This window comes from Actinomadura miaoliensis, assembly GCF_039536785.1.
GTDB classification, from domain to species: Bacteria; Actinomycetota; Actinomycetes; order Streptosporangiales; family Streptosporangiaceae; genus Spirillospora; species Spirillospora miaoliensis.
The window spans coordinates 1-7,374 of sequence record NZ_BAAAZG010000059.1 but is presented as its reverse complement, the minus strand read 5'-3'; the positions used below and the strand labels follow the sequence as shown (position 1 = coordinate 7,374).

General features: G+C 73.2%; 7 protein-coding genes. 3 read left to right on the top strand and 4 right to left on the bottom strand.

What is annotated here, in order from left to right; all coding sequences use genetic code 11:
• Positions 1–51: 51 nt before the first annotated feature.
• Together ABD811_RS36700 and ABD811_RS36695 are read right to left on the bottom strand one after the other, a co-directional pair.
• Positions 52–1,050, bottom strand: coding sequence for a hypothetical protein (locus ABD811_RS36700; protein ID WP_344956997.1), 999 nt, complete (start codon positions 1,048–1,050; stop codon positions 52–54).
• A 224-nt stretch (positions 1,051–1,274) separates the two neighbouring features.
• Complete coding sequence (locus ABD811_RS36695) at positions 1,275–2,102, bottom strand: hypothetical protein (RefSeq protein WP_344956995.1); 828 nt, start codon at positions 2,100–2,102, stop codon at positions 1,275–1,277.
• Positions 2,103–2,471: 369 nt separating this feature from the next.
• Here ABD811_RS36695 and ABD811_RS36690 point away from each other — a divergent pair, with 369 nt between their 5' ends.
• On the top strand, positions 2,472–2,954 hold the full coding sequence (locus ABD811_RS36690) for a CarD family transcriptional regulator (protein WP_067910339.1): 483 nt from the start codon (positions 2,472–2,474) through the stop codon (positions 2,952–2,954).
• A gap of 22 nt (positions 2,955–2,976) precedes the next feature.
• Positions 2,977–3,447: a 2-C-methyl-D-erythritol 2,4-cyclodiphosphate synthase gene (gene ispF / locus ABD811_RS36685; protein WP_344956988.1), complete on the top strand. Its 471-nt coding sequence runs from the start codon at positions 2,977–2,979 to the stop codon at positions 3,445–3,447.
• 36 nt (positions 3,448–3,483) lie between these two features.
• Here the strand turns inward: ispF and fahA are convergent, their stop codons facing one another.
• Both fahA and ABD811_RS36675 read right to left on the bottom strand, forming a co-directional pair.
• A complete protein-coding gene (gene fahA, locus ABD811_RS36680; protein WP_344956986.1) occupies positions 3,484–4,704 on the bottom strand; it encodes a fumarylacetoacetase in 1,221 nt (406 codons plus the stop codon).
• A gap of 87 nt (positions 4,705–4,791) precedes the next feature.
• Positions 4,792–5,787 carry a hypothetical protein gene (locus ABD811_RS36675; RefSeq protein ID WP_344956984.1) on the bottom strand — a complete coding sequence of 332 codons (996 nt, stop codon included), beginning with the start codon at positions 5,785–5,787 and terminating at the stop codon, positions 4,792–4,794.
• A gap of 172 nt (positions 5,788–5,959) precedes the next feature.
• Between ABD811_RS36675 and ABD811_RS36670 the strand changes: the two genes are divergently transcribed.
• Positions 5,960–7,150 carry a homogentisate 1,2-dioxygenase gene (locus tag ABD811_RS36670; RefSeq protein ID WP_344956982.1) on the top strand — a complete coding sequence of 397 codons (1,191 nt, stop codon included), beginning with the start codon at positions 5,960–5,962 and terminating at the stop codon, positions 7,148–7,150.
• Positions 7,151–7,374: the final 224 nt, after the last annotated feature.

The window sequence follows — 7,374 nt, the reverse complement described above, 5'->3', positions numbered from 1 at the left end:
GTTTCGCGTTCTGAGCGGCCCTGAGGCGCCCTCAGGGCCGCTCGCGGCGTGTCAGTGGCCCGCAGCCGGGCTCTGCGACGTCTCGGCCGCCGGGGACTCGTGCCCGGCACCGCCCGCGGGCGTGGCGCCGCCGGTCGGCTCGGGCGCGCCCTCGTGGCCGCCGGGGGCGGGGCTCGCCGGGGCGGACGACGTGGCGGTGGCGCCCGGAAGCGGCGACCCGCCGGACACCGGGGCATAGGTGCTGAACTCGCCCTGCTGCGGGATCACGGGGACGTTCACCTCGATGCTGCCCGCGTGCTCGAACCGCAGCGTCACCGGCAACACCTCGCCGCCGATCAGCTGCCGGTTCAGGCTCGTCAGCACCACGACGGAGCCCTTGCCGGCCGGGACGGGCTCGGGGGCGGGCTGGCCGGGCGCGGTGGTCTGCGGAGCCCCGGTCTGCTCACCGGCGGACGGCGACGGCGAGGTGGTGCGCTCTTCCTGTGCCGTGGCCGTGGCCGTGGCGCGAGGCGTGGCCGTCGGCTCCTCGGCGCCGCCCTCCTTCGTCGCCGACGGGCTCGCGCCCGGACGGGGCGACTCGGCGCCGGGCTCGGGGGAGCCGCTCGGCTTGGCGGGGGCGCTCGGGCTCGCGGAGGCGCCGGGCTCGGCCGCACCGCCGTTCAGCGTCACGGCCGTGGCCACGCCGTTCTCCTGCGCGGCGGGCAGCACCACGGCGCCGCCCGCGATGCGGGCCTGCGCGAACGCGGGCGAGGAGACGCTCACCAGGCGGTCCTGCCGGCCCCTGACCTGGTTGATGATCGTCGCGTACAGCGGCAGCGAGCTGCCCGGGCCGAACTGCATGCCGGGCTTGGGGCCCAGCAGGAACATGTTGCGTACGTCGACCTGCGGGATCTTCGCGCCCTTCGGCACCGAGGCGTTGACGCCCTCGGTCAGCTGGGTGGGCGCGGCGGTCTGGGGTTCGCTGCCGGCGCCGCAGCCGGAAAGCACCGGCGCGATGGCGACGGCACCCGCGATGGCGAGTGCGACCACTCGACGGCTGTCTCGGATCACGGCGTCGTTAACTCCTCGCGAAAGGGCGTCTGGAAGGCGTGGCGGTGGTGTGCGCAGGAGGCACGACCCCCGCGTTCCGGGGTACGGACGGCGCTACAGCGCCAGGGGAAGCGTAGCGAGGTCTCGCAGGTGACTGCGTTCTGGGGGTGCCTTCGGCGTGGAACGCCTCGTCGGCCGCCCGGTCGGTGCGCGCCTGAGGGGCGCGTCCGGGACCGCGCCCCGGGTTACGACAGCGCCTTGATCTTGTTGGTCAGGTCCGGGCCCGGCTGCGGCGCGTGCAGCACCTCGGTGACGACGCCGTCCGGCGCGACGAGGACGGCGGTCGGCGCGGCGGTCGGCGCGGCGGACGGTGCGGCGGACGGTGCGCCGGACGGCCGCGCGGCACCGGACGCGGTGGCCGTCGGACTCGCGGACGCGACGGGCGGGGCATAGGTGCCGGCCAGGACGTTGCCGGTGTCGTCCACGAGCACCGCCGTGCCGTGGTGGGCGGCCCCGGCCAGCTGGCGCAGGCGCCGGACGGCCTCGTCCGGCTTGGCCTTGTCGGCGCGGCGGTCGGCGGTGATCCAGAGCCGCAGCTCGAACTCCTGGGTGCGGGCCGCCAGTTCGGCCACGAGAGCCTCGCAGCGGCATTCTGGCGGCACGATGACGATCACCCCGGGGCGCAGGTCGCGCAGCGGGATCCGGGCGCGCTCGCGGCCGATCAGCGCGACCTGGGCGTCCGGCAGGTAGCCGCCGATCCGGCCGGGGGCGGCGGTGGGATGCGGGGCCAGCATGGGCGTGCTGGGACGCGGCGTCGGACGCGGCCCGAACGCCGTCATCAGCACCCCGCTGGCCAGCGCGACCAGCAGCGCGCCCGCGATGATCGGGATCGCGATGCCGTACCGGGTGAACGGCCGGGTCAGCCGCCGTATCCGCTCGCGCCGCCGCCGCTGGCGCTCCTCGCGCCGGTAGGCGATGACGTCGCGATCGAGTTCGCGGGCGTCGTCGGGCACCACGACGTCGACAGGGGGCAGCCCGTAGTCGTCGGGCTCGGGGTCGCCGTCTGGCCTCACGCCGCACCTCACATCCTCGGTCGCCGTGTCCCGGGACGGTCGCCCGTGCGGAGCGCTCGCCCCTCGTGCCCCATTTCTTCCGTGTCGGGCGCTTCGTACCCGCGCGGCCCGGCATGTTCACCTCCCAGTATGGGCCGCCCGGGCCGGGACGGCAGGGGGTTGCCGTGCGCTCTCTTCACTGATACGCCGGGGTGTGATCCGATGGATGTCGGCCCCGGGTTTCGCTTGCGGTATGCGCCGGTCATGCACCTTTCACGGCCTTTGTCAAGACCCCAATTAAGGGGTTGACCTGCGCATTTGTCCTTAAGGTCGGTGCGGCCACCGACGGGTCCGTGCTACCCTTGTTCTAGCGGAAGGGGTACTTGTCACATGACTTTCCAGGTCGGCGACACCGTCGTCTACCCCCACCATGGGGCTGCTCGGATCGAGGCCATCGAGACTCGCACCATCAAGGGTGAGGAAAAGACCTATCTGGTCTTGAAGGTCGACAAGGGCGACCTGACAGTGCAGGTTCCAGTGGAGAACGTCGAAGAGGTCGGCGTTCGCGATGTCGTGGGCCAAGAGGGTCTGGAGAAGGTGTTCGAGGTGCTGCGCGCACCCTACACCGAAGAGCCGACCAACTGGTCGCGGCGTTACAAGGCGAACCTGGAGAAGCTCGCATCCGGTGACGTCAACAAGGTCGCCGAGGTCGTCCGCGACCTGTGGCGCCGCGACAAGGAACGCGGCCTGTCGGCCGGTGAGAAGCGGATGCTCGCCAAGGCCCGCCAGATCCTGGTCAGCGAACTCGCGCTGGCCGAGAAGACCAACGAGGACAAGGCCGAGGCCCTGCTGGACGAGGTACTGGCCAGCTGAGGTGACCGCGAAGTCCCCACGGGTGGGCGTCGGAACCGACGTCCACCCGTTCGCTTCCACGGACCGGCCGATGTGGCTCGCCGGGCTCGAATGGCCCGGAGAGGGGCCCGGCCTGGCCGGCCACTCCGACGGCGACGTCGCCGCGCACGCCGCGTGCGACGCCCTGCTGTCGGCCTGCGGACTGGGCGACCTCGGCGCCGTCTTCGGCACCAGCGACCCGCGCTGGTCCGGCGCCTCCGGCGTCGACCTGCTGCACGAGGTGGCGCGCCGCGTCGACGAGGCCGGCTACACGATCGGCAACGTGGCCGTCCAGGTCATCGGCAACCGGCCCAAGGTGGGCCGCCGCCGCGCCGAGGCCGAGAAGATCCTCACCGAGGCACTGGGCGGCGCCCCCGTCAGCCTCTCGGCCACCACCACCGACGGCCTGGGCCTGACCGGCCGGGGCGAGGGCCTGGCCGCCATGGCCACCGCCCTGGTCTTCCCCCGAGCCTGATCCCCGAGCCCAATCCCACGAGCCCGATCCCACGGGTCAGGGCATCGCGGGAAGGACGGTGGCCGTCACCTCGCCGAAACTCAGCGGCGCCCCCGTGGCGCCGGGGGCGGTGGCCCGGATGGTGACCGTGTCGCCGTCCTCCAGATAGGCGCGCCGGGTGCCGTCGGCGAGGTCCAGTGGTTCGGTGCCGTTCCAGGTGAGTTCCAGCAGGCACCCGCGGTGTTCCCGTTTTGGGCCGGAGACGGTCCCGGACGCGAACAGGTCGCCCGTGCGCAGGGACGCGCCGTTCACCGTGGCGTGCGCGAGCTGCTGCGGTGACGTCCAGTACATCAGCGCGAACGGCGGACGCGCGACCACGTGGCCGTTGATGAGGATCTCCAGGGACAGGTCCAGCCCCCACGGCTCGTCGCACCGCAGGTAGGGCAGGGGCGGGGGGTCCTGCGCGGGCGGGGTGACGCGGGCGGCCTCCAACGCGGCCACCGGCACCACCCAGGGCGAGATCGACGTGGCGAACGACTTGGCCAGGAACGGGCCCAGCGGGCGGCTCTCCCAGGACTGGATGTCGCGCGCGCTCCAGTCGTTCACCAGCAGGAACCCGAACACGTGGTCGCGGAACGCCTCGGTGCCCACGCGGCGGCCCGGCGGTGACGGCACGCCCGCCACGAAGCCCACCTCCGCCTCGAAGTCCAGCCGCAGGGAGGGCCCGTAGGACGGCTCGGCTTCGCCGGGGGCGGTGAAACGCTGCCCGCAGGGACGCACCACCGGCGTCCCCGAGACGTACACGGTGCCGGAGCGGCCGTGGTAGGCGACCGGAAGCCGTTTCCAGTTGGGCGGGAGCGGGTCGCCGTTCGCGCGGAAGATCCGCCCGGCGTTGGCGGCGTGGTGCTCGGACGAGAAGAAGTCAACGTAGTCGGCGACCTCGACCGGACGCAGCAATTCCACGTCGGCACGGGGCACCAGGTGCGGTTCGACGCGGTCCCGGTACGTCTCGTCGGTCAGCAGTTCGGTCAGCCGCGCCCGGTTGGCCTGCCAGGCGGCGCGTCCGGCCGCCATGAAGGCGTTGAGCGAGCCGGAGGCGAACCAGCGGCGGTCGTCGACCAGTCCCGCGGCCGCCAGCCCGGCCAGGTCCAGGACGTGCGCGCCGATGGCCACGCCGACGCGCGGCAGCTCGCCGCGCCGGGAGAACACCCCGTACGGCAGGTTGTCGACACCGAAACCGCTGCCGGCGCTGCCCGCGACCCATGATTCGCTCGTCATGAGCCGTATCTTCCCCGGGATCCCGATCATCCATCAGGCCCAGCCGGATCAGGTCGGCCCGGCCTGCGGCGGCCGGCCGCCGGTCGCTCAGGCGCCTCGCTCGGCGTCTCCGGGCGGGGTCGGGGAGCTGCGGAGCGAGCCCGACGGCGGGTTCCAGTCCCAGATGGGCAGGTCGTCGGAGCGGCCGGCGTCGCCGTTGGGCTCGGCGTCCCCGGCGGGGACGAACGCGCGCGTGGTGGTGGCCGTGTCGTCTCCGGCGTCGGGATCTTCGGCGCGGTCGACGTGTGTGAGCTCGGTGTCCTCGTCCGGGAGGGGGATCTCCGCCGTCTTCGCCTCGGCTCCGGCCTCCGGCTCCGGCTCCGGTTCGGGCTCCGGTTCAGGCTCCGGCTCCGGCTCGGGTTCGGGCTCCGGCTCGGGCTCGGGTCGGGCGGCGACGGCCGTGGGCACGGTCAGCGTCGGTGCGGGCTCGTCCCGAAGGACGGGGGGCGGCTCCAGCTGTTCGGTCGCGGCGACGGCGGCGGCGGGCACGAAGGACTTGGGCGCGGGCTCGTCCCACGGAATGGGAGGCGGCTCCACGGGCTCGGGGGCGACGGGCTCCGCCGTCTCGGCGGGGGCCTTCGCGGGTCGGCGGCTCTCGGTGCGGAGATGGCGGAACATGGTCAGCCACAGCCAGACGCCGATGATCAGCATGGCCTCGGGGGCGATCGCGACGCCCGCGCGCAACCGGTCGTCCGGGAGGGACGCCAGCCCCCAGACGGCGTGCTGCACGCCGATCGCGGCCATGCCCGCCAGCAGCGCGGCCAGCAGCGTCCAGCGGACGAACCGCGACCACCAGCGGGCGTGCCGTGCGACCACCAGCGACAGGATGACCACCACGACCGTCACGTCGGTCATGACCGGGTACGCCCAGGCCCAGCGGCGCGGCACGCGTCCGGCCAGGGCGAGGTCGCGCAGCACGTCGTAGGTCAGGACGAAGGCGCAGGCGGCGAGCGCGGTGACGGCCAGGCCGGCGGCTGCGGTGAGCAGGCGGCGCAGGGCCGTGCCGCGGGGAGCGTCCGGCTGGCCGGAGCGATCAGTCGACATGTGGGCTCGTCTCGGGGCGTGGACCGGGGTCGGTGAACGGACCGGCCCGGCGGGGGCCGGGCGGTCCTCCCTATCTTCGCGAGCATCGGCGCGGACTGGGTACGTCACACGCGGGGACGCACGTTATGGGCGACACGTACCCGGGCGAGGAGCGCCCCCGAGGAGGGCTGCCATGCCGTACTACAGGGCCGTCGGCGACATTCCGCGCAAGCGTCACGTGCAGTTCCGCCGCCCGGACGGCGGTCTGTACGCCGAGGAGCTGATGGGGGAGGAGGGCTTCTCCTCGGACTCCAGCCTCCTCTACCACCGCTACGCCCCCACGGGCATCATCAAGAGCGAAGGCGTCGAGGACGGCGCGGGCGCCCAGCGGGATCTGGCGCCCAACCAGCCGTTGCAGCCCCGCGCGTACCGCACCCAGGACCTGCCCGCGGGCGGCGACCTGGTGACGGGACGGCACCTGCTGTTCGGCAACGACGACGTGCGCATGGCGTTCGCGGCGGCGACCGCCCCCAGCGAGCTGTACCGGAACTCCATGGGGGACGAGGTCGTCTACGTCCAGACGGGCGCCGCGCGCTTCGAGTCCACCTACGGCGCCCTCGACGTGGCCGAGGGCGACTACGTCGTCATCCCGACCGGGACGATCCACCGCTGGGTACCGTCTCAGGGGCAGCCGTTGCGCGCGCTGGTCGTGGAGGCGCGCGGGCACGTACGGCCCCCCAGGCGGTACCTGTCGCAGTACGGGCAGTTCCTTGAGCACGCCCCCTACAGCGAACGCGACCTGCGCGCCCCGGCAGAACCCCTGCGCGTGGAGGGCGAGCAGGTGCCGGTGCTGGTCCGCAACAGGGGCGGCCTGTCACGGCTGACGTATCTGCACCATCCGTTCGACGTGGTCGGCTGGGACGGTTACCTGTACCCGTACGCGTTCAACATCCGCGATTTCGAACCGATCGTGAAGCGCACCCACGCGCCGCCGCCCGTGCACCAGACGTTCGAAGGCACGGGTTTTGTGATCTGCTCGTTCTGCCCCCGTCCGCTGGACTTCGACGAGCACGCCGTTCCGATTCCCTACAACCACCACAATGTCGACTCCGACGAAATGATGTTCTACGTGGGGGGCGACTACTCGGCCCGTAAGGGCTCGGGCATCGGAATCGGCTCGATCTCGCTGCATCCGTCCGGGTTCACCCACGGGCCGCAGCCGGGCGCGGTCGAGGCGGTGGTGGAGGCCGTCCGGCAGGGCCACACCACGACGTCCGAGACGGCCGTCATGATCGACACGTTCCGGCCGCTGCTGCTGGGCGCGGCGGCGCGCCGTTGCGAGGACCCCGAGTACGCCTGGACGTGGGCGCGGTCGGCGACCTGACCGGGACGGTGATTTCCCGGGCGGTGATTTCCTTCGCCCTTGTTGGGGTAGGCGGATGTTTGTGCCCTTCCCCTCGTCCGTGCTGGAACAGGCGGCCCGCAGGCACCTCGGCGAGCCGATCCGTGCCTTCGACGCCCGTGGCGCCCGGCGCCGCGCACTGGCCTGCCCGGCGCTGGCGGCGTCGGCGGCCGCCGCGTTCGCCGCGACGTCCGTGGCGGGCCTGG